Genomic DNA, 21,862 nt, shown 5'->3' on the forward strand with positions numbered 1-21,862 from the left:
CGGGCAGGTCGGGCATGTCCTGCCAGTATGGGAGCCATGTCTTCGACACATTACGTTCGTGTTTCGGACAAGTGTTAGCGATCGCATCTAGAGTGTCAAGGAATCGAACACGATCGTTCAATCCGGGTCTGTCGTCGTGGCCCTCGGCGGACGACTCCGGCGGTCAGAGGTCGGCAAGCAGACGGTTCGGGCCGACAGCCGCCGTGGCGAGCAGGTCGACATACCTCGTCATCCAGCGGCGAACGGTGTCGTCGTCGAGCCGGTCCACCGGGTACTCCAGATAGCCGTCGATCCCGTCCGGGCCGGGCATCAGGACGATGAGCAGCGCCGCCCGCCCGACCCCGGTCGGCACCTCGTGCACCCGTACAGCCAACTCCGGCAGCTCGATCCGGGTGTCGAACGTACTCTGAAAGGCGAAGCTCACCGTCACTCCGGACGACGCCGCGCCCTTGTCCGGCGCGGGTAGCTGCTGGTAGATCCAGGCCGTGGGCAGCAGATTGTCGATGCCGGCGAACAGGCCGTCGGCGGCCTGGCCGACCAGGTGGGCGAACGTCGCGGCGGCGGCCGTGCGGATCCGTACCGGCAACGCCGTCGCCAGCACGGTGACGGTGTCCTCGTACGCCGTGGGTGACCGGTTGGCGTACGGCATCGACAGGGTGACGTCGGGCTGCCCGCTGAGCCGGGCGAGCAGCAGCGCCAACGCCGCAGCGGCGACCGCGGTCACCGTGGCACCCAGCTCCCGGGCGAGCACCTCGACGGCGAGCCGAATCTGCCCCGGGATCTCGAACCGACAGGTGGCGGCCCGCCCGCTCGGCTGCTGCGGTGCGGGGCGGTCGAACGGCAGATCCAGCGCCAGCGGCCCGTCGCCCAGGTGCTCCGCCCAGTAGGCGAGCCGTCGGCGGCGGGTCGGCTCATCCCACTGGCCCTGCTGCCAGCGTGCGTAGTCGGTGCACTGGGCGGTGGGCGGGCCGAAGTCCGGCGTACCTGAATCGCGGGCGGTGCGGTACCCGTCCGCCAGCTCGCGCAGCAGTACGGTGACCGCCCGGCCGTCGCAGGCGACGTGATGCAGCACCAGCACCAGCCAGGACTCCTCGGGCGCCAGCCGGATCAGCGCGTACCGCACCGGTGCCTCGTCCGCCAGCGCGAACACCGGCGCCACCACCTCCCGGCAGAAGGCCTCGGCCCGCCGCCGCGCCGCGTCCGGCGCCAGCGCGGTCAACTCGACGACGGGCAGCGGGACCGACCGGTGGGCGAGGATCCGCTGGGTCCAGGTGCCACCGTCGCGGATCAGCCGGGCACGCAGCGCATGGTGCCGGGCGACCAGACCATCGAGCGCGGCGTCTAGCGCGGCGACATCGAGTTCGCCGACCAGTTCCAGCCGCAACCCGACGTTCCAGCTGGCGGGGTGCGTGCTGCGGCCGGCGACCTCCACCACCCTCTCCTGCTGGGCCGACAGCGGCGCCCGGGTCACCTCCCGCTCGTGCGCCGGTGCGGCCAGCCAGCGCAGCAGTTCGCCCTTGTGCGATCGCAGCGCCGTGACCAGCTCCGGACCCATCGCGGCGGCCGGGGCGTCGTAGTGCAGGGTGTCGCCGGTGCCGGTGAGCCGCACATCGTGCACGGCGACGTACTCCAGCAGCTCGGCGAAGGTCACAGCGTGCCCCGCACCCGGCTGACGGGCCCGCCGTCGGCGGACGCGGCGTGTCCGCGCAGCCGGCCCACCATCGCCGCGATGGTCGGGGCGCGGAAGAACTCCAACGCCGGATAGTCCGCTCCGGTGGCCTCGCGTACCCGGTTCAGCAGGCGCATCGCGTTGATCGAATGCCCGCCGAGGGCGAAGAAGGACGCGTCGTGGTCGATGCGCTCCGGATCCTGGTCGAGTTCGGCGGCCCACAACGCCCGCACCGTCCGGGTCAGCGAGTCACCGGTCGGGTCGTTGTTCCGGGTCTCCCGCCGGGCCGCCGGTAGGGCCACTGCCTGTGGTGTCGTCGGCGGGGCCAGCGGTGGCGCGGGCTCACCGGTACGGATGGTCGGCTCCGGCAGCCCGGCACGGTCGACCTTGTTGTTGCCGGTCTGCGGCAGCGCCGGCAGCATCGCCCACACCCGGGGGATCAGCACGTCGGGCAGTTCGCGGGCCATCGCGGCGACGAGCCGGTCGGCCAGCCCGTCGGGTGCCACGCCCGGCGCGGGTACGGCGTACCCGGCGAGGTACGCCTCGTCGCGCCGGTCCCGGCGGGCCACCACGATGCCGTCGGTGACCAGATCCAGCCTGCGCAGGACGGCCGACGCCTCACCTGGCTCGACCCGGTTCCCCCGGATCTTGACCTGGTCGTCGGTACGGCCGAGGAACACCAGCACCCCGTCGGCGGTCCACCGCACCAGGTCCCCGGTGCGGTAGCGGCGCGAACCGGGGCCGCCGGGCGGGTCGTCGACGAACCGCTGCGCGGTCAGCTCGGGCCGGTTCAGGTAGCCGCGACCCACTCCGGCGCCGCCGATGAACAGCTCCCCGACGGCGCCGACCGGAGCCAGGTTGCCCCACTCGTCGCGGATCTCGACCCGGACGTTGTCCAGCGGCCGGCCGATCGGAATCGGACCATCGGCTCCGGCCACCGCCGGCGCCACCACGTCAAAGGTGGCGATGACCGTCGTCTCGGTCGGTCCGTACACGTTGCGTACGACGTACGGCACCCCGGACTGTGGGCGTACCCGCAGTTGCTGGCCGCCGACGGTGAGGTGACGCAGCCGGGGCTGGGCCGCGACAGGCAGCGAGAGCAACCCTTCCCCGATCGGTGTGGGCAGCATCGCGACGCTCACCCCGGCGGTACGCATCCAGCGCGCCAGCGCCATCGAGTCCAGCCGTACGTCGTCGTCGGCGATCGTCAGGCTCGCACCGACCTGCAGCGGCGGCCAGATCTCCAGCACCGAGGCGTCGAAGCTCTGCCCGCACACCACGGCACTCCGGTCGTCGGCGGTCAGCTCCAGCTCGTCGCGGTACCACCGGCACAGGTTCAGCACGCTGCGGTGGGTGATGACCACACCCTTCGGCCTGCCGGTGGAACCGGAGGTGTACATGACGTAGCACGCCGCATCCGGATCGTCCGCCACGCGGCCGGGGTCGTCGGACCCGCCGACGGGATCGGTGTCGCCGTACCCGTCGACGTGCAGCAGACGGACCCCGTCGGGCAGGTCCGGTGCGGTGTCACCCCCGGTGGCCAGCACCACCCGGGCCGCGCTGTCCGAGACCATGAAACTCACCTGCCGGCCGCCGAGGGACGGATCCAACGGCAGGTACGCGGCTCCGGCGCGCAGCACCGCCAGGGCGGCGACGACGAACTCCGGTGACCGGGGCAGCCACAGCGCCACGATGTCGCCTGCGGCGATCCCGTGCCGGACCAGCCGCTGCGCCAGAGCGGTGGCCTGCTCGTCGAGTTGCCGGTAGGTCAGCACCGTGCCGCCACCGATCACCGCGACCGCCTGCGGCGTGCGTCGCGCCCACTGCCGCACCGCGTCGTGCACACCACCGGGCGGCAGCACGCGCTGTCGTCCAACGCCCCAACCCTCCAGCGCGTCCCGGTCGGTGTCGAGGATGCCGACCAGCTTCGAGATCGGCGTATCGGGCTGGTCGACGGCGGCGGCCAGCGTCGCGACCAGATACGACAGCAACCGCTCGGCGCTGTCCGCCACGAACAGGTCGGTGCCGTACTCCAACCGGCAGTCGATCCCGTCGGCGTGGTTGGTCACGTACAGGGCCAGGTCGGTCACCGCCCGTTCGGCCCGGTGCGCCAGGGTGCGGGCGGTCACCCCGGGCAGGTCGAGCGGGAGCTGGTCGCCGCCGTTGTCGAACTCCACGATGGTCTGGAAGACCGGGGTCCGGCTTGTGTCCCGGTCCGGGCTCACCGCGCCGACGACGGCGTCGAACGGCATGTCGGCATGGTCGTACGCGTCCAGGGCGGTGTCGCGGACCTGCTTGAGCAGGTTGGCGAAGGTCGGGTCGCCGGACAGGTCCAGCCGCAGGGCGACCGTGTTGAGGAAGAACCCCACCACCGCCTCGGCGCCGGTGGGCCGGACCGACACCGGTGTGCCGACGACCAGCTGATCGCTGCGGGTGAACCGGCGCAGCGTGGCCGCGTACCCGGCGAGTACCGTCATGAACAGCGTGACCCGGTGCGCGCTACTGAGCCGGCTCAGCAGCCCGGACAGCTCCGGGTCGAGCCCGCGCAGGACCGACGCGCCGGTGCCACCGCGCACCGTCGGGCGTGGTCGGTCGGTCGGCAGGTCCAGCACCGGCAGTTCACCGGCGAGTTGCTCCCGCCAGTAGGCCAGACCGGCCGGCGCGGCGGGCGAACCGCTGCCGGCGTCCGCCTCCCGCCGGGCCAGGTCCAGGCAGTCCACCGGAAGCTCCGGCAGGTCGGCGGAGCGGCTGCCGAGTGCGGCCCGGTACAACGCGGAGAGATCCCCGGCCAGCACCCGCACGGACTCGGCGTCGACCACGATGTGGTGCACGGACAGCACCAGCACGTGCCGCTCGGCCGACCACCGCAGCAGCCGGGTCGCCAGCAGCGGACCCTGCGCGAGGTCGAACTCGCGCCGGCTCTCCTCGGCCAGCACCTGCCGTACGGTGTCGTTCTCGTCCCGCCCGGCGTGCTCCTCGACGGTGAGGTCCACTGTGCCCCGGCCGAGGACGACCTGGACCGGTTCGCCGTCGCGTTCCCGGAACACGGTACGCAGCGCCCCATGCCGGGCCACCAGCTGCTCCAGTGCGGCCCGCAGCGCCGGCACGTCCAGCGGACCGTCGAGCCGTACGCTGACCGCCTCGTTGTAGGTGCCCTGGCCCGGGTGCAGCCGTTCGAGAAACCACATCCGCGCCTGCCCACGCGACGCCGGCCCGGACCGGTCCGGGCCGGCGTCGCGGACGGCCACCGGGTTGCCGGTCGCCGCCGTCAGCCTGACCGGGGACGTGTCGGTGGGCGGTGCGTCGGTCGGTGACGTCTCGGTCGCCGCCTGGTAGCTGGCCCGTAGCTGGTCCAGCTGCGGCAACCCGGCCCGCACCTGGTCGGGGGATGCGCCGAAGTCGACCAGCGTGGCCACCTCGTCGACGCCGGCGGCGGTGAGCGCGTCGATCAGCCGGATGCCGTCGTCCGGCGACCCGATCAGCGCCCGTGCCTCGCAGTACCGTTGGTAGGCGCGCTGGAACACGTAGTCCAGATCGTCGGCGTCGGCGGTGTCGAGGTCCACCTGGAATCCGAGACTGTTGGTCATCTGCCCGAACAGCGACAGCGAGGAGTGCAGGTACGCCTTCAGCGGCGCGAACGCCTCGGCCCGCGCCCGTGCCGAGTCCGCACCGAGGTAGGTGTGCACGAGCACGACCACCCGGCCGCCGTCCGGGTCGAGCCCGTGCGTGGCCCGGGTCTTTCGGTAACGCCGGATGTTGTCGGCCAACTGTTCCACCGACTGGCTCATCAGGTTCGTGACGATGCCGAGGTCGTGCTCGGCGGCCCGCTGGTACGACTCCGGGTTACCGACCACGGCGACGAACATCGGCGGCATCGCCTGCACCGGGCGGGGCAGGGTGCGGATCTCAACCGGTTCGCCGGTGCCGCTGCGCCGTTCGACGGCCTCGCCACGCCACAGCCGACGTACCTGGTCGAGGTGGCGGTACATCACGTCGCGGTGGGCACCGAAGTGCTCCGGGGCGAGGACGAAGTCGCCCGCGTGCCAGCCGGGCGCACAACCGATGCCGACTCGGCCGCCGGACAGCCGGTCGACCATGGACCAGTCCTCGGCGACCCGGATCGGGTCGTGCAGCGGCAGGACCACCGATCCGGCGTGCAACCGGATCCGGCTCGTCTCGCGGGCCAGCGCGGCGGCCAGCACCACCGGGTTGGGGAACACCCCGCCGAAGGAGTGGAAGTGGCGCTCGGGGATCCACAGCGCGTGGAATCCGTGCTGGTCGGCGAAGCGGGCCGTGTCGACGATCAGCTCGTACGGGTCGGCAGCCCCCGAGCCGGGCGGATAGTCCCCGAAGAAGTACACGCTGAAGTCCGGTGCCGGTCGTCCCGGTCCGCCCGCCGGTTCGAGGCTGCCTGCTGCTGCGGTACTCGCTGCCGGTTCGGTGCGTACCGCCGGTCCGGTTCCTGCCGTAGGCAGGGTGCGCACCGCCGGTCCGGTCGGGGCGGTGTCTTCCGGTTTCGCCGTGGGCACGGCGGGCCCGGCCGGACGGGGGAGCAGCCCGCCGGCACGCATGTCGCGTAGCGAGGCGCGCACCGCGTCGATCACCAGGTCGACGTCGTCGTCGGTGTGTGCGGTGGAGAGGAAGAAGTTGCGCCACTCCCAGACGTACACCCCCTTGAGCAGCAGGTGGTGGTAGAGCAACTCGAGGTCGGCGCGGTGCTCGAAGCGGAACTGCGAGCCGACGTGGCCGAGCCGGACCGGGTACTCCTCCTCGGCGATAAAGTCGTTCAGCGTGCCGACGAGCCGGTCGGTCCGGGCGTTGAGCTCCTGCTGCAGTCGTGGGCTGTACTCGGTCAACCGGGTCAGCACCGCGCGCGCGGCGGCCATGGAGACCGGATGCTGGATATAGGTGCCGCCGAAGAAGGTCGTCTCCCGCTGCGGGCGGCTGTCGTCGCCGTAGCGCCAGAATCCGCCGTCGACGCCGTCCATGATGTCGGCGCGTCCGGCGATCGCCCCGATCGGGAAGCCGCCGCCGAGCAGTTTGCCGTACGTGACGAGGTCCGGGGTCACGTTGAACAGGCCCTGTGCGCCGCGCGGATGGGGCCGGAACCCGGTCAGCATCTCGTCGAACATCAGCACGATGCCGTACCGCCGGGTGATGTCCCGGAGCCGGCGCAGGAACTCCGCCGGCTGCAGGGACGGGTGGCGGCTCTGCACCGGCTCGACCACGACGGCGGCCAACCGCTCCCCGAGTGACTCGATCACCTGCAGGCTCTCCGGTACGCCGTAGTCGAGTACGACCAGGTCCGCGACGGCGCTGGCCGGGATGCCGGTGCTGACCGGGACGGTGGTCCGGTCGGCACCCGTCCCGACCGAGCGGCCGAGCACATTGTCGGCGTGTCCGTGGTACGACCCGTGGAACATGACGATCTTGTCGCGTCCGGTGGCGGCCCGGGCGAGCCGGATCGCGGCCGAGTTCGCCTCGGTGCCCGAGTTGGCGAACGCCACCCGGGGCATCCCGGTCAGCTCGCTCAACAGCACTGCGGCCTCTCCCGTGTCGACGCTGCGCGGTCCGAGCCGGATGCCCCGGGACAGGTGTTCCCGGACCGCGTCGGCGACGAAGTCCGGTTCGTGGCCGAACAGCAGTACCCCGAAGCCCATGGTGATGTCGACGTACCGGTTGCCGTCCACATCCTCCAGCCATGCGCCCTTGGCACGCTGGCCGGCGATCGGGTACAGCATCTCCTTGGTGGCGCTGCGGAAGCCGACGACCGCCCGGCTGTCGGCGAGCACGCCACGGTGGCGCTGGGCGATCTCCTTCGACCGCCGGGTCTTCGCCACGAACCGTCGCCGCAGGTCGTCCAGATGGGCTCGGCCGTGGCCGGTAGCGACCGCGCCGGCCGGACCGCTGTCGGGTGCCACGACCACCCTGGGCCCGTGCACGTCAACGCCCGGTGCTGCCGGTACCGCAGTTGGCACCGGCGGTTCGGCCGGTGCCGGTGTGGCTGGTGCCAGCGGCGCTGGCGGTGCTGGCGGTGCCGGGGTCCGACGGGACAGGATCAGGCGCGACAGTTTGCTCGGGGTGTCCGCTTCCTCGAACAGTTCGCGCATGGCGAGCCGGACGCCGAACTCGCCCTCGAACTCCCGTAGTGCGTTGATCATGGCGAGTGAGTCGGCACCCATCTCGACGAACGGGCGGTCGATGACGATGTCGTCCGGGGCGCAGCCGAGATGTCGGGCGCTGATTTCGCGTACCCGCTCGATTACCGGCGCGAGGTCCGGCGCGGCCGGTGCGGCGGCGACGGTGGCACCAGCGTCGCGGACGGGTTCGACGTCGACCATGAGCCCTCCAGGTTCGGTTCGTGCCAGCGGCGGTCCGGTCCAGTGGACTCGTCGCTGGAACGGGTACGCGGGCAGCGGCACCCGGCGCGCGTGCGCCTGCCCGGCGTCGAGCAGGGCGTTCCAGTCCAGATCGACTCCGTGGACGTGCAGCCGGGCACAGGTGTCGAGGTGCTGATCGAGTTCCGCGCCCCGGCGCTGAGCGGCGAGCGCCGACGACCCGGGCAGTGTCGCGCGCAGCAACCCGACCAGACTCGGTTGTGGACCGAGCTCCAGCACCGGCACACCGGCCGACCCGGCGGCGGCCGACGTCTCGGCGATCGCGGCCGCGACCAGGTCGAACCGGACCGGCATCCGGGTCTGCCGCACCAGGTACGCCGGGTCCGGCCGGTGCCCCGCCGGTAGCACGGTGCCGTCCACGCTGCTGACCAGCGGCGTGTCCAACGGCGCCCACGGGACCGACCCGAACGCCTCGCCGAGCCGGGGGAGGATCGGGTCGAGCAGTGCCGAGTGGAAGGCGCGGTCGACGGCGAGCCGGTGCCAACGCACCCCGAGACGGTCGAGCACGCCACAGCCGGCGTCGAGCGCCTCGACCGGCCCGGCGACGACATGTTGCTCGGCCGCGTTGGTCGCGGCGAGGTCGAGCCGCCGGTCGGTGGCGAGCACCTCGTCGACCGCGGCCCGGGTGGCGAAGACGGCCACCATGCCGCCGGGTGCGGTGTGCTCCCGCATCAGCCGTCCGCGCAACCCGGTCAGCCGCAGGCCGTCCTCGATCGTCAGCGCTCCGGCCGCAGCCAGGGCCGCGTACTCGCCGATGCTGTGGCCGGCGACGAGGCGCGGCGCCACCCCGAGCGAACTCCACAGCCCGGTCAGTGCGACCTGGAACGCGAACAGCGCCGGCTGCGCCACGTCGGCGGGCCAGATCCGGTCGTCACCGGAGAGGCCGTCGAGCAGCGGCGTCAGCACCGACGGTCCGCCGCAGCGGCGCTGGTACGCCTCGCAGGCGTCGAGCACCGCCCGCACCTGCGGGTACCACCGGTACAGCGGCCCGGCCATGCCCGGGTACGAGGTGCCCTGCCCGCCGTACACCACCACCGGCGCCACCCCGCCGGGCCCGCCGGAGGCGATGCCGGCGCCCGGCACCGTGCCGGTGGCCACCCGCCCCGGGCGTTGCCGCCCCGGCGCGGCGAGGTAGTCGTCCAGGGCGTCCGCGAGCGCCGTCGTCGTCGCGCCGGACACGACGAGTCGGTGCGGCAGGTGCGGCCGGCCGAGTGCGGTGGTGGTGGCTAGGTCGGCCGGGTCGAGCCCGGGGTCGGCCCGCAGGTGGTCGCGCAGCCGGCGGGCGAGCGTACGCAGACTCTCCGGGTGGTACGCCGACAGCGGCACCGCCACCGGGTCCGCCGTCGCGGGCGGTGCCGTCGCGGGCTCCTCCGCCCCGTGACGGGCGGGGCCGGGAGGTGCCGTCGCCGGCAGCCCCGGTCGTGCCGGTGGCGGTGCCTCCAGGATCAGGTGGGCGTTGGTGCCACCGACCGCGAGCGCGGTCACCCCCGCCCGGCGCGGCCCGGACAGATCGGGCCAGGCGCGCGCCTCGGTGGGAATGACGAACGGGCTGGCCGCCAGGTCCAACGCCGGATTGGGGCGCTCGAACCCGACCAGCGGCGGAATCGTCGCGTGCCGCAGCACCAGCACCGTCTTGATCAGGCTGGCCATGCCGGCGCAGGCGTCCAGGTGTCCGATGGCCGGCTTGGCCGAGCCGATCGCGCAGTAGCCGGTCCGGTCGGTGCGTCGGCGGTACGCCGAGGTCATCGCCTCGAACTCGATCGGGTCGCCCTTGTAGGTGCCGGTGCCGTGGGTCTCCAGGTAGCCGATCGTCTCCGGGGAGACCCCGGCCACGTCGAGCGCCCGCAGGATGGCGTCGCGCTGCCCGGCGGCGCTGGGCGCGGCGTAGCTGGTCTTCGCGGCACCGTCGTTGTTGACACCGCCACCCAGGATCACCGCGTGGATGGTGTCCCCGTCGGCGACCGCCCGGTCGTACCGCTTGAGCAGCACCGCCGCGACCCCGTTGCCGCCGACGGTGCCGTCGGACGACGCGTCGAACGCGCGGCACCGGCCGGACCGGGACAGGATGGTGCCCTTGACGTGGCGGTAGCCCAGGATCTGCGGGGTGTGCACCGCCGACGCGCCGGCCAGGGCCAGGTCGGCGTCGCCGGCGAGCAACGCCTGGCCGGCCAGGTGCACCGCCACCAGCGCGGTCGAGCAACCACTCTGCACGGTGGCCGCCGGACCGGTCAGGCCGAGCCGGTACGCGACCCGGGTGGCGGCGAAGTCGTTGTAGTTTCCCACGGCCACCTGGAACGCCGGGGCGAAGTCACCGTCCCAGCGGGCGGTGGCCAGGTTGTTGCGCAGGTAGGTGTTGAGCGGATAAAGGTGGTATCCGACACCTGCGAAGATGCCCACCCTGGTGTCAGATCGCGCGCCCGCGTACCCGCCGTTCTCCAGCGCGTGGTAGCAGGTCTGCAGGAACAGCCGGTGCTGCGGGTCGACGGTGCGCGCCTCCTGCGGGCTCATCGCGAAGAACTCGGCGTCGAACGAGTCGATGTCGTCGAGCACCCCGCTGACGGCGACGAAGTCCGGTGACTCGCGCAGCTGCTCGGGCACGCCGGCGCGGGCTAACTCGGTGGGGCTGAACCTGCGTACGCTGGTCACGCCGTCGCGGATGTTGTGCCAGTACGCCTGCGGGGTGTCCGCGCCGGGTAGCCGCAACGCCATGCCGATGATGGCGATCCGCCGGTCGTCGGTGCCACCGCGCGTCGGGGCACTCATGTCGTCGTCCGCCGACGCGCCCACAGCGCGGCCAGGAAAGCCACTGCCAGCAGTACCGCCAGCCCGTGGAACAGGGTGACCACGGTCAACGGACTGAACTGTTCCAGCAGAAAGGAGCAGGCCACCATGCCGACGCCGAAGCCGAGGTTCTCTGCGGTCGCGGAGAACCCGAAGACGTAGCCGCGTTGATCATCCGGGGTGGCCTGCAGCCGGGTGGTATAGGCGATCTCGGTGAAGCCGTCGGCGATGCCGGCGACGGTGGCGACCAGGACGGCCAGCGGCAGCGGCGGCGCGGTGAAGGTGAGGATGAACGCCACCGACATGAGCGCCGCGCCGGCGGCGAACGCGCGCTCGTTGATGGTCCGGCCGGTGCGTCTGGCCCAACGGGCGACGCCGCGTTGCGCGATGATGTTGCCGACCGCCCAGGTGGCCCAGAACTGGGACATGAACGCGGCCGGATGCTGCGGGTCCAGCATGGTGGACAGCACCGGCAGGCCGACGTTGTGCGAGGCCGAGCCGAAGGCGTCGGCGGCGCGCAGACTGATCAGCGCGAGCAGGACCGGGGTGAGCCGCAAATAGCGCAGGGCCGTCAACTGCGCGGCGAGAATCCCGGGCCGCCGCAGCGCGTCATCCGGTCCGGCGTCTGCTGCGGCGCCCGGCACGGAGTCCGCCGCCTCGGCCGCGTCCGTCGCGCCTGCCGGCCGCCGGCTGCGGGTGGTGATCGGCAGCCGGGCCAGGACCGCCGCTGAGAAGAGGAACGCCCCGGCGTCGATGAGAAACGCACCGGTGTAGCCGACCGTGGAGATGAGCACGCCGGCCGAGGCGAACCCGGCGACCATCGCCAGCGAACGGCCGGTGGCCAGCAGCGCGTTGGCCCGGACCCGTTGGTCCTGCCCGACGATCTCGGGGATGCTGCTGCGCAGCGCGACACTGGTGACGGTCGCCCCGGCGCCGGTGACGACCGCGACGGCGTACAACAGGCCGGCCTGGGCCGTGGCTGGCGCGATGACCAGCACGATCAGGGCGAACGCCTGGCTGACGTCGGAGGTCACCATCAGCCGCTTGCGGTCGAGCCGGGACACCAGGCTGCCGGCGCCGAATCCGGTGAGGACACTGGTGGCCAGGCGTAACGCCATGAACAGGCCGGTGTGGGTGGCGCTGCCGGTCAGCGAGTACGCGAACAGGCTCAGCGCGATCATGTCCAGATAGGTGCCGTACGCCGAAACCGCGTTGCCGACCACCAGGAAGCGGAAGTGTCGCATCCCGCTGCCGGTCCGGCCCGGGTCCTGATCCGTGACGGTCACGATCGGCCGGCGGGTACGTCAGGCGCCGTCGGCCTCGGTCGTGGGGGGTGCCCGGCAGAGCGGGAAGGGTGCGGCAAGCTGTGCCCCCAAGGACGGTGGTCGCCATTGGCTCGCGGTTACGTGATGACTACCGCCCGTCAGAGTATGGGACGCCATCGATCTGATCAACATCTACTTTCCCTAGAAAGCCGGCACGAGGCGTCAGCCCACCGAGAACCACAGATGCTGCGGCCGATGGTCGGACAGGTACTCCGCAGACGCCAGTTCGTACCGGTGCACCCTGACCGGACCTGCGGTGAACGTCCAGTCGATCCGCCAGAACGGCAGCGGCAGGCCGGCGAGGGGACTGTCCCACTGGAAGGTCATCGGGGCGTTGAACCGCCAGCTCATCGGCAGCAGGTGACGGCTCGCCGTGGTCGCGTCCTCGGCCACCGCCCGCAACGGGTCGAGCGTCCCCATGGACGAGGTGGCGTTGAAGTCGCCGGAGATGATCGACGGGTTCGGGTTGGCCTGCAGATCGTCGACGAGACCCTGCACCTCAGCCTGCCGCCAGTCGAACTTGCGGCGGAAGTACGCGTCCGGGTCGACCTGGGGCCGCAGGATGCTCAGGTCGATGGCGGTGGGCACGGTGACGTGCACGTTGTAGACCGAAACGGTGCTGTCCCCCACGCGCAGGTCGGTGCGCAGCACTTTGTCCCGGCTGAACACCTGGTTGAACGGTGCGTCCGGAGACAGCTGCGTGGCCGGGCCGAAGACCGGCGTGGCCACGACCGGGAACCGGGAGATGGTGACGAGTTCGCTGCGGTGCACGATGTGGTAGCCGGGGAACTCCGCCTGCAATCTGGCGTCGTCCCGGATCGGGTGGTAGCCGACCTCGCCGGTGCCCGGCACCCAGATCACATGCTCCTGTAGCAGGTACACGTCGGCGTCGAGCCGTTTCAGGAATCTGAGCTGCGCCTGCGGATCCTCGTTGCTCATGCCCCAGTAGTTGGTGTTCCAGCTCACCACGTGCACCGCGCTGGCCGGGACGGGCCGGTCGCCGGGCCGCAGCGCGTGCAGGTTGACGCCGGTCTGGTCGATGCCGGGCAGCAGGCCGGCCAGGGCCAGGGCGGCGGCCCACCGCCGACGCGGACCGCACGCGGCGGCGCTGAGTCCGAGCAGCAGCAGTGGCACGGCGATGAGGAACACCGGCGGCACCGCGTCGAGCAGGATCGACCAGTGCCATCTGCCGGTGGCGGCCCGGCGCACGACGTTGTAGCCCAGCCACAGCACCGCCGCCGCGATCAGCAGCCAGCCGTACCAACACCGCAGGGCCCGGGCCACGCGCTGCCACCGAGGCGCGGTCCGGTCGGTTAGCGGCGGCACCGGTGCGGGGGACCCGGCGATGTCATCGATCGTCACGGCGTGGTCCTTTCGTACATGTGACGGAACTGTCGGCTGGTGAGCCAGGTGAGGACGCCGACGGCGAGTCCACCGGCGACGGTGGCGTTGACCAGCAGGTGCACCGCGGTGAAGAAGACCAGGAAGGGCCAGCCCCGCTCGTGGCGGACGAACGCGTACTGGCCGGCGTCGACGGCGACGAACGCGGCCAGCAGCAGCGCGGTGCCGACCAGCACCGGCGGGTGGACCACCGCCGCCGGCAGGCTGAGCATGGTGAGCAGTGCCAGCACCGAGGCGGCGGCCCGGCCACCGGTCTCCATCCCCTGCATCGCCCGGCCGCGATGCAGATAGAACGGCACCCGCAGCCGGGCGCGGCGAATCGCCTTGCGCAGCAGGGGTATCAGGTGGCTCTCGTCGGAGAGCCGACCGCTGACGCGGGCGGTGAGCAGCATCGGGTACCGCTGGGACAGCCGCTCCGCGTGGTCGATCTCCTCGGTCTGCCGCAGCGCCGGGTTGAACCCGCCGGCGGCGTCGAACGCCGCGCGGGTTACCGCGCCGAGCGCGTAGAAGCCGCCGCTGACCTCGCCCTGCGCGCTGACCCGCCAGTAGTGGTACTGGAGGATGCGGTACTGCCCGACCGGTCCCTCGGGGAACAGCGGCACCTTGTCCGGTACGCCGAAGACCGCGCCGTACCCTCGTGGGCCGCACAGCAGCGCGACCGCGTTCTCGATCGCGTCCGGGTACATGACCATGTCCGCGTCGATGAAGAAGACGATGTCGCCCTTGGCGTGCCGGACACCGAGGTTGCGGGTGGCGCCGGGTCCACCGTTGCGCTCGGCCCGCACGAGGGTGCAGGCGTGCCGGGCGGCACGTACGGCGCTGTCGTCGGTGCTGGCGTCGTCGACCACGATGACCTCGTGCGCCGGGTAGGTCTGGGTCGACACCGACGCCAGGCACAGGTCGATGGTCCGGCTGTCGTTGTACATCGGTACGACGACCGACACCTTCGGCTCATCCATGCAACTGACTCCCTTCCAGCAGCAGCAGCCACAGCGCGGCGTTGACCAGCAGCACCCGGTCGCGCAGCAGCACCGAGACGGGGTTGCCGCCACCCGAGTCGACGAACACGACCTGCAGGTAGCGGAAGAGGGCGAACAGCGCGCACGGGACGGTCAGCAGCCCGGTGGCGCTGACCGTGGCGGCGTACGCCAGGTAGGTGACGAGGGTGGCGGCGGCGGTCAGCACCAGCAGCGCGTCGACCAGGTGCTGGTTGTAGCCGGCCAGCGCCGGCCGGTGGGCCGATTCGTCGGCGAGCAGTTCGTGGCGGCGTTTGCCGAGGACGAGCAGCAGACATACCGACAGCACGCACAGCACGAGCCAGCCGGGCGGACGCGCCCCGACGGTCGTGTAGCCCTGCACCAGCCGCAGCACGAACCCGGTGGCGACGACGAACAGGTCCACCAGCGGTACGTGCTTGAGGCCGAAGCTGTACGCGAGGTTCAGTGGCAGGTAAACCAGCAGCGGCCACCAGGCGGTCAGCGCGTCGCCGACGATCACCGCGAGGGCGGCCAGCAGCAGTACCCCGAGCAGCGCCGCCGTCCGGGGGGTGACCCGTCCAGCCGCGATCGGGCGGTGGCGTTTGGTCAGGCTGGCCCGGTCCTGCTCGCGGTCGGCGATGTCGTTGAGCACGTAGACGGTCGAGGCGGCGAGGACGAACGCGCCGACCGCGACGGCGAGCCGGCCGGCGGACCGCCAGTCCATCAACGCGGGGTCCAGCAGCGCGAGCAGCACCACCAGGTTCTTCGGCCACTGTCCGGGTCGCAGCAGGACGATCAGGTCGCGGGCGAGGCCGGGGCGCGGACGGTCGGAAGAAGACCTTCGGTCAGAAGAAGACCTTGGCGGCGGCGAGAGCACCCTGTCTCCAGGGATCGCGGCTGGTACGTCCGGTGTTCTGGGCAGCATCACGGGGCTCCTTGCGCTGGTCACGCCACCAGGCGTAGGTGTCGAGGATGGCGTCCTGGTTGGACATACGGGGGGTGAATCCGAGCCGGTCCCGGGCCTTGTCGATGCAGACGAACGAGTCGGCGGTGAGCTTGTGCAGCAGGCGCCCGTACACCGGGGACAGCCGCAGCCGTTCGAGCGTGCCGAGCAGCGCGAGCGCCGGGCGGCTCGGCACCGACACCACCCGTCCGCCGTGCCCGGCGGCGTCCAGCACGGCCTGGAAGTCCTCGCGCAGGGTGCCGAAGGAGGCCGCGCCGAGGTTGTACGTGTCGTTGGCCACCGGGTCGGGCGCGTCCAGCACGGTGGTCACCGCGTCGACGAGGTCGGACAGGGCGAGCATCTGGATGCGCACGTCGCCACGGCCGATCACCGGGAAGTTGCGGCCTTCCTCGGCCCACTCGAACAGCATGGAGAACAGCCCCATCCGGCCGGGGCCGAGGAACGTCTTGGGCCGCACGATCGGCAGGCAGGCGCCGTCGGCGCGCAGCCGTTCGGCGTACTCCTCCGCGGCGGACTTCGCGGCGCTGTACGGGTCGACCGGCTCCCGGGGGTGTTCCTCCGTCGTGGGTACGGTCCGGGGCAGGCCGTAGACGGCGGTGGACGAGATGTGCACCACCCGGGCCACCCCGGCCCGGACCGCAGCCGTCAGCACGGTCCGCGCGCCGTCGACGATGATCGACCGGATCTCGGCGACCGGGTAGCTGGGCAGCGCCGACGCGCAGTGCACGACGGCGTCGGCGCCCGCCACCGCCCGGGACATCGCGGCCGGATCCCTTACGTCGCCGGTCACCGCGACGTCGACGCCGGGGCGCAGATCGATGCCGCGGACGTGGTGGCCGTCGGCGCGCAGCCGGGCGGCGAGGTGGGAGCCGAGCATGCCGGCGGCTCCGGTGACGACGACCGTCCGGCTCACCACAGCGTGCTCACCTTCTCCCGGACGAACCGGGTGACCAGCCGCCCGAGCCCATGGGCGAGAGTGCGGTCCAGGCTGTCCACGGCGCGTTCGACGTCCGCGGGCACGGTCACCAGACTCGGCGCGATGATCAACGGGTTGCGCCCGTTGAGGGTGTAGTAGGCGAACACGTCGTGGTCGTGATAGAGCGCGTTGATCACGGCGCAGGTGACCAGCTTCGTCCTGAATCGTGGGTCCTTGGCCATGCCGCCGGGTGCCAGCTTGGCCACGAGGTCGAGGATCCGTGGGCCGCCGTCGATGAAGACCCCCCACAGCGCACCGGCGCCGGCCACCTGGCTGACGATGTCCGGGTACTGCTTGGCGATCCGCGCCAGGCCGGGACGCAGGACCCGTTCCAGGTCGCGGGCCAGGGCCGGGTAGTCGTCGGCGACCGCGACGTTGACCGCTTCCAACGCGGTGGCGCATTCCTCGCCGAAGCCGTAGTAGGTGGTGCTGGTGCTCTGCAGCAACGCGTCGCCGAGGTTGTCGTAGGCCCTGCGGTACAGCGGTTCCCGGGCCACGAACGCGGAGATCGACGACTTGCCGCCACCGAACGACTTCGACGTGGTCAGCACGTCGGGGATCAGCCCCTCGTGGCGCATGAAGTAGAAGAGGCTGCCGGTCTTGCCCCAGCCGGTGTAGATCTCGTCGAAGACCAGGACGATGTCCTGCTCGGTGCAGAGTTCGCGTAGGCCGTAGAGGAACTCGGCCGAGCACCAGCGGATCGTCGACGCGCTGAACGGTTCGATGAGGATGGCGTAGACGTCGCCCCGGTGGCGGGTGACGGCGGCGCGCACCGACTCCAGATCGCCGTAGGTGAAGGTGTCGATACCGGGGATGGTGGGGAAGGCGTACTGGCTTTGCCCGGTCAGGCCACCCGAGCCCAGCAGCTTGCCGTGGAAGCTGATGTCGGCGCGCAGCACCGTCGCGCGGCGCCCGTCGTGGTACTTGTACGCGAGCTTGACCGCACCCTCCACCGCCTCGGCGCCGGAGTTCGGCAGGAACGACATGTTCAGGTCGCCGGGGAGCACCTGGGCGAGGTTGTGGGACAGCGCCGCCAGGTACGGGGAGAAGTAGGTCTTGTGCACCTCCATCCGGTGCCGGTCGGTGTACCGTCGTCGGGCGGCCAGGATCCGCGGGTGGTTGTGGCCGTGGTTGAGCACGCCGACCCCGCCGGTGACGTCGAGGATTCGGCGGCCGTCCCGTTGGTAGAGGTAGGCGCCCTCGGCGCGGTCGACCAGTTCTCGGCCGAACCCGAACGAGGTCATCAGCGACACCTGGGACTTGTTCACGTGCCGTCGGTACAGGTCGTGGACCTCGCCGGCGTCGAGCCGTTCGGCGTCGTCAAGGGTGAACAGCGTGGACATGCGACTCTCCTCGGTGCAGGAAACGGGCCAGGCCGAGTACGGCGAGGGAGGTACCGATCTCGACGACGACGCAGATCAGCCGGCTGGCGAGGGCGACCGTGCCGGCCACCCCCCAGGGCAGGACGGTGGCCAGAGCGGCGGCGAGCGCGAACTCGCGTACCCCCCAGCCGTCAGGTGCGACGATTGACAGGCTGCCGGCCACGGTGGCCAGTGCGAACGCGCCGACAGCGACCGCTGCCGAACGGTCGGCCGGCGCGCCGAGCGCCACCGCCAGCGCCCACAGGTGCAGGCCGGAGACCAGCCAGGACAGCAGTGCCAGCGCCAGCGCGGCGCGGACCGCCGCCGGCCGAAGCGGGGTGACCGGGCGTCGGACGAGCCGGGCGACCAGGGCGACGGGCCGGTCGAGCAGCGCCGGGCGGACCAGCAGGGCGACGAATCCGACGAGGGGCAGCAGGATCCAGGGCCCCGGCGCGGCGAGCAGTCCCACCCCGGCCCCGGCGAGGATGGTGAGCCCGATACTGACCAGGTAGGCGGTGATCATGCGTTCGGCAGGTGCCCCGGCCTGCCGGCCCAGGTCCACGTGGGTGACCACGCCCCAGACCCGTCCGGGCAAGTACTTGCCGAGTTGGCCGAGGAAGAAGATCCGGGCCGCCGGGAGGCCGCGGACTGGGACCAGGACCCGCCACGCCACCATGCCGATCAGCAACCCGGCCAGGTTCGCGGCGGTCGCCGCCAGCAGCAGCGGCAGGCCGGCCGGGCGACTCAGCGCAACCAGTGGTGTGGTGCCAGCGGCGCGTACCGTGAAGCCGAGCGCGACCACGGCGGCGACCAGCACCACCGGGGTGAGCCAGCGCGTCGGCCGGGTGCCGAGCAGCAGCCGTACGCAGCCCAGCGCCGCCCCGGCGACCAGCGCGACGTGCAGCAGCAGGTGCACCCCGAGGAAGAACGGCAGGAAACGGCGACCACGGTGGTGGGCGACGAACCGCAGCAGCCCGAGGTCGCAGACCGCGAAGACGGCGACCAGCAGCGCCGAACCGAGGGCGAAGGCCGAATGGATCACGGCCATCGGGAGCATGCCCAGCGCCCCCGCCACGGCGAGGATTCCGGTGGGGCGGTTCGCGGTCACGCTGGCGCGGCCCTTACGGCGGGCGGCCAGTACGGTCCGGGCGAGCAGTTGGGACCGGCGGAACTGCTCGGCCAGCAGCGGACCGAGCCGGGCGACCTCGTCGTGCCGGGCGACGACGCGCTCGCTGAGCACGATCCGGGTACGCGGGGCGAGTCGGTCGCTGTACTCCAGGTCCTCGGAGTCACGTAGTTGCTCGTCGAACGGCCCGACCTCGTCGAATATCGAGCGGCGGATCGCCGCCTGGGCGAAGAAGGCGGTCCGGACCGGGCCGGCGTGCCGCCGTAGCCACCAGTACGCGTGCAGCGTGCGGTACCACTCGACCGGTCCGTCGTCGACGAGCGGCTCCGGTGCGATCACCCCGTGCACGCAGCCGACGTCCGGATCGTCGCGCAGGATCGCCACCGCGTTGGCGATGGCGTCGGGCTCCAGCGCCTCGTCGGAGTCGAGGAAGAACAGCACGTCGCCGGAGGCGAGGGCGGCTCCGGTGTTGCGGGCGGCGGAGACGCCCCGGTTGTCGGGGTGGACGACGGTCCGGCACGGGAACCGCGCGGCGATATCCCGCGAGCCGTCCGTGCTGTGGTCGTCGACGACGATGACCTCGTGCGGCGGGTACGTCTGCCCGTACACCGAGCGCAGGCAGGCGTCGAGGGTCCTGGCGTAGTTGTAGTTGGGGATGACTACGGAGACGGTGAGGGCCATGCGATCAGCGAAACAGTCGCCGACTTCGATGGAATATCGCTTCGCTGTCCCGCCCGGCGGACCCGGTGGCTGGCCGATATCTCAGCGAAAGCGGTCGATGTCCGATCGATAGTCGCCGGATACCGGGTCCGGCGGCTACCTGGTGGCGGTACGCGGCGAACCGGAGGCGTCGTCACCGGCCGGACCCTGCCAGCCGAGCCGGGCCGCCTGGTGCACCGCGGCCATCAGGGTGGGCAGTTCGGCGGTCAGCCAGCTGACCGGATCGGCACGCAGCCGGTCCACCGCCGCGTCGGTCACCATCGGCGAGGGCACCACGCCGGCGCCGTCCGTCGGTCGGCTCGCCGTACCGGTCAGGTACAGGCAGGTGGCCCAGACCCGGCGCAGCGACTGCTCCCGTACCACCGCGGTGTCCTCGACCTCGGCGCGTTCAGCGGCGAACACGCGGACCAGCGCCGGCAACCGGTACAGCGGTTGGCCACCACCCGGCACGCGCTCCGCGTCCACCAGCTGCGCGTCGGTCAACTGTTCGAGCAGGTCCTCGGCGATGGTCGGTTCGGCGTCCAGCAGAGCCGCCGCGACCCAGGCCGGGAGCTGGGCGCAGTCCAGCAGCGCGAGCCGGCGCAGCAGCCGTCGGGTGCCGTCGGGCAGGGCCCGGTAGCTACCCGCCAGGCTCGCCCGCACACTGAGCGGCCCGTGCTCCAGCTCGTCGAGCCACCGCGTGTCGTCGCGCATCCGCGCCACGAGCTGGCCGATGCCCCAGTGCTCCCGCGCGGTCAGCCGGGCACCGGCGATCCGCAGGGCGAGAGGCAGCCCGCCACAGAAGGTGACGAGAGCGTCCGCCGCGTCCGCCTCGGTGTCCACCCGCTGGTGACCGATGATCCTGCCGAGCAGCCGCAGCCCGTCGGCGGGACTGAGCGGCCGGGGCCGGACACGGTGCGCGCCGGGCAGGCCAACCAGGGCGGACCGGCTGGTGACGAGCACACCACAGGTGCCGCTCCCGGGCAGCAGCGGCTGGACCTGCGACTCGTCGGTGACGCCGTCGAGCACGACGAGGATCCGCTGACCCGCGAGTCGGCTCCGGTACAGGTGGGTCTGCTCGTCGATCTCCACTGGTATGTCGGCCCGGTCGACGCCGAGCGCCCGAAGGAAGCGCCGCAGCACCTGCTCCGTGCTGCCCTGCGTCGCGTCGAGCGACGCGTAGAGCTGTCCGTCCGGGTAGTCGGGGAGCATCCGGTGTGCCACGTGCAGGGCCAGGGCGGATTTGCCGATGCCGGCGCGGCCGGTGACGGAGACCACCGGCACTGCCCTTCCGTCGGCCCGGCCCGGGGCCAGGGCGTTGCAGGCGGCGGCGATCTCGGCTTCGCGGCCGATGAAGTCGGCCGTGTCGGACGGCAACTGGCACGGCGTGGGGCGCGGTGCGGCCGGCCGGTACCCCCGCCAGCCAGTGGCGTGGTGTGTGGACAGCTCCAGTTGGGTATCGCCGCGGAGAATTCCCTGTTCGAGCCGGCGTAGCTCGTCGCCCGGTTCGATGCCGAGCATGTCGATGAACGCGGTCCGCGCGGCGTGGTAAGTGTCCAGCGCCTCTGCCTGCCGGCCCGAGCGGTACAACGCCAGCATCAGAAGTGCGTACAGCCGCTCGCGTAGCCGGCCGCGTTCGATGAGCCAGATCAGCTCACCGATCACCTCCTCGTGGCGGCCCAGGGCCAGATCGAGTCGGATCCGCTCCTCGATCGCGGCGGTTCGCGACTCCTCGAGCCGTTTACGGCCTGCTGCGATGACCCGTCCCGGCAGGCCGGCCAGGGCGGGACCGCTCCACAGCGCCAGAGCCGCGCGCAGCCGTTCGGCGGCTGCGGCCAGATTGCCGAGGGCCATGATGGAGCGTGCCTCGGCGATGAGCCGGTTGAACACGTCGACGTCGAGTTGACCGTCGCGGACCCGGAGAAGATATCCGCAGCGGTGGGTCTCGAAAGGGCTGGCCAGGTCGCGGCCGGCGAAGGTCCGGCGCAGGGTCGACAGACAGATCTGCACCTGGCCGCGTGCGGTCGACGGTGGGCTCTCCTCCCACACCGCGTCGATGAGCCGTTCCACCGTTACGACACGGTTGGCCTCCAGCGCCAGTATCGCCATGATCACCTGACTGCGGCGTCCCGGTACGCGAAACCGCTGCCCCTGGTGGCCGACGCGAAGGGGCCCCAGTATCTCT

10 protein-coding genes are annotated in these 21,862 nt (G+C 71.9%); all 10 read right to left on the reverse strand.

Going from position 1 to position 21,862, the window contains the following annotated elements:
• Positions 1-163 precede the first annotated feature (163 nt).
• Positions 164-1,651 (reverse strand): condensation domain-containing protein, encoded by a 1,488-nt coding sequence (locus O7543_RS03665; RefSeq protein ID WP_281555171.1) that lies wholly within the window; start codon positions 1,649-1,651, stop codon positions 164-166.
• Positions 1,648-10,830 carry a MupA/Atu3671 family FMN-dependent luciferase-like monooxygenase gene (locus tag O7543_RS03670; RefSeq protein ID WP_281555170.1) on the reverse strand — a complete coding sequence of 3,061 codons (9,183 nt, stop codon included), beginning with the start codon at positions 10,828-10,830 and terminating at the stop codon, positions 1,648-1,650. Before O7543_RS03670 ends, O7543_RS03665 begins: the two co-directional genes overlap by 4 nt.
• On the reverse strand, positions 10,827-12,134 hold the full coding sequence (locus tag O7543_RS03675) for an MFS transporter (RefSeq protein WP_281555169.1): 1,308 nt from the start codon (positions 12,132-12,134) through the stop codon (positions 10,827-10,829). Before O7543_RS03675 ends, O7543_RS03670 begins: the two co-directional genes overlap by 4 nt.
• 201 nt (positions 12,135-12,335) lie before the next feature.
• Positions 12,336-13,535 (reverse strand): endonuclease/exonuclease/phosphatase family protein, encoded by a 1,200-nt coding sequence (locus O7543_RS03680; protein ID WP_281555168.1) that lies wholly within the window; start codon positions 13,533-13,535, stop codon positions 12,336-12,338.
• Positions 13,532-14,533 (reverse strand): glycosyltransferase family 2 protein, encoded by a 1,002-nt coding sequence (locus O7543_RS03685; protein ID WP_281555167.1) that lies wholly within the window; start codon positions 14,531-14,533, stop codon positions 13,532-13,534. The genes O7543_RS03680 and O7543_RS03685 overlap by 4 nt, the downstream gene beginning before the upstream one ends.
• Positions 14,526-15,428 carry a UbiA prenyltransferase family protein gene (locus tag O7543_RS03690; RefSeq protein ID WP_281555166.1) on the reverse strand — a complete coding sequence of 301 codons (903 nt, stop codon included), beginning with the start codon at positions 15,426-15,428 and terminating at the stop codon, positions 14,526-14,528. The genes O7543_RS03685 and O7543_RS03690 overlap by 8 nt, the downstream gene beginning before the upstream one ends.
• Positions 15,397-16,431: an NAD-dependent epimerase/dehydratase family protein gene (locus O7543_RS03695; protein WP_281555165.1), complete on the reverse strand. Its 1,035-nt coding sequence runs from the start codon at positions 16,429-16,431 to the stop codon at positions 15,397-15,399. Before O7543_RS03695 ends, O7543_RS03690 begins: the two co-directional genes overlap by 32 nt.
• A complete protein-coding gene (locus O7543_RS03700) occupies positions 16,425-17,735 on the reverse strand; it encodes an aminotransferase class III-fold pyridoxal phosphate-dependent enzyme (protein WP_281555599.1) in 1,311 nt (436 codons plus the stop codon). Before O7543_RS03700 ends, O7543_RS03695 begins: the two co-directional genes overlap by 7 nt.
• 76 nt (positions 17,736-17,811) lie before the next feature.
• The gene (locus O7543_RS03705; RefSeq protein WP_281555164.1) at positions 17,812-19,659 is read right to left on the reverse strand and encodes a glycosyltransferase; all 1,848 of its coding nucleotides are present in this window, start codon (positions 19,657-19,659) and stop codon (positions 17,812-17,814) included.
• 135 nt (positions 19,660-19,794) lie between these two features.
• On the reverse strand, positions 19,795-21,786 hold the full coding sequence (locus O7543_RS03710; RefSeq protein ID WP_281555163.1) for an AfsR/SARP family transcriptional regulator: 1,992 nt from the start codon (positions 21,784-21,786) through the stop codon (positions 19,795-19,797).
• Positions 21,787-21,862: the final 76 nt, after the last annotated feature.

The sequence above is a fragment of the Solwaraspora sp. WMMA2080 genome (genome assembly GCF_027497395.1).
Lineage (GTDB): Bacteria > Actinomycetota > Actinomycetes > Mycobacteriales > Micromonosporaceae > Micromonospora_E.